Here is a 1,805-nt window from a genome sequence, read left to right as displayed (position 1 = left end):
CCTGCAGCGCGGCGCGGTCGTGCGCCAGGTGCGCCACCACGCCCAGCATGCGGCCATAGGAGCGCAGCTGCTCGTGCGCGCCCATGCGGTAGGTGTCCAGGGTGATCAGGCCCACGCTGGCCGGGCCGTGCACGCGGGCGCACAGGGCGGCCAGCTTGGCGGTTGTGGTGGTCTTGCCCACACCGGTGGCGCCGACCAGGGCGAAGATGCCGCCCTCCTCGTGCAGCGGCAGGGCCTGGGCGTCGGTGCGCAGGTTGCGTTCGAGCACGTCCATGAGCCAGCGCACCGAGTCCTGCGCGCCCAGGTGTTCGGGCAGGTGCTCCAGCAGGGCGCGCGACAGCGCGGGCGAGTAGCCGGCGCGGATCAGCTTGAGCATCAGGTTGGACTGGATCGGGTTCTGGCGCGCCTGGCCGAGCCAGGACAGGGTGTTGAAGCGCTCCTCGATCAGGTCCTTCATGGACTGCAGCTCCTTCATCAGGTTCTGCTGGCCGGCGCCTGCCGCCAGGGTGGGCGCGGCCGCGGCCGCGGGCGTGGCCGGCGCGGCGCGGCGGCCGGTGACAAGCTGCTCGGCGCCCAGGGCGGCGTGCATGGCCGGGCGCACCGCCTGCTGCATGCGCGCGGGCTGCACCTGGATGGGCTGGGGCTCGAACGCCGGTTGCGCCGCCGGGCGCTGGGCGGCGCGCGGCGCGGGGCGCTCCTGCACCTGGCCATGCAGGGCTTCGTGGCGGCGGCGCAGCATGCGCTCGCGCACATAGTCCTGGAAGGACAGCGTGCTCATGGCCAGCTCTTCCGTGTCCTGCGCCACCGGGTTGCGCGCGCCGGCCTGGGTGGGTTGCTGCTGCAGGCGCACGGGGCTGGCGGCCAGGTCGTCGGCGCGCTCCTGCAGGCGGCTGCCGGCGGCGGGCAGGGCAGCGGGGGCACCAGCGGTTTCCAGCGTGGACAGCGCCTCCTCGGCCGTGGCCACCACCTCCACGCCGCCCGCCACCTGGCGGTTGGACAGGATCAGCGTGCCGTCGCCGAAAGCCATGCGGGCCTTGGCCAGCGCTTCCCGGGCGGTGGGAGCGGTGAAGCGTTTGATGTTCATGCGGAGGCCCCTTTGAGGATCGGTCCGATGCGGATGCTGTGGGTTTCAGGGATTTCGCTGTGCGCCAGCACCTGCAGCCGCGGCGCCATGCGGCGCACCAGGCGGGCGATGGTGCCGCGGATGGCGTCGGGCACCAGCAGGCAGGCGGGCATGCCCATTTCTTCCTGCTTCATGGCCACTTCGGCAGCCTTCTGGGTCAGCAGGTCGGCCACGCCCGGGTCGAGCGCCGGGCCGCTGGCGTTGGTGAGGGCCTGCATCAGCAGGCGCTCCAGGCCGGGCTCGATGGCGATCACGTCGAGTTCGCGCGTGGGGCCGTAGATCTGCTGCACGATGGCCGGCGCCAGGGCGATGCGCACGCGGCGGACCAGCTCGGCCGGGTCCTGCACGGTGCCGGCATGCTCGGCCAGCGTCTCGATGATGGTGCGGATGTCGCGGATGTGCACGGCCTCCTCCAGCAGGAGCTGGAGCACCTTCTGGAAGATGGTGATGGAGACCAGTTTGGGCACGACTTCCTCGATGAGTTTGGGGGCCAGGCGCGTGACGTGCTCGACGAGCTGCTGCGTCTCGGTGCGGGACAGGAGCCGCGCTGCCTGGACTTGCATCAAGTGTGACAAATGGGTGGCCATCACGGTTTCCGAATCAACCACGGTAAAACCCGCCATTTGTGCCGCTTCGCGCTGGCCGGCGTCGATCCAGTGCGCCGGCAGGCCGAAGGCCGGGT

At 71.6% G+C, this 1,805-nt stretch carries 2 protein-coding genes; both read right to left on the bottom strand.

Annotated elements, in window-relative coordinates:
• The coding region (gene flhF / locus RT051_RS14630) for a flagellar biosynthesis protein FlhF (protein ID WP_313077880.1) at positions 1-1,084 on the bottom strand (1,084 nt) is incomplete at its 3' end.
• Positions 1,081-1,805: FHIPEP family type III secretion protein (locus RT051_RS14625; protein ID WP_313077878.1), on the bottom strand; the 725-nt coding region annotated here is incomplete at its 5' end. The genes RT051_RS14625 and flhF, both read right to left, overlap by 4 nt.

It is taken from the genome of Melaminivora sp., from assembly GCF_032059615.1.
GTDB lineage: Bacteria > Pseudomonadota > Gammaproteobacteria > Burkholderiales > Burkholderiaceae_C > Melaminivora.
Note: the sequence above shows the minus strand (reverse complement) of the source record. Positions and strands in the feature narration are given on the sequence as shown.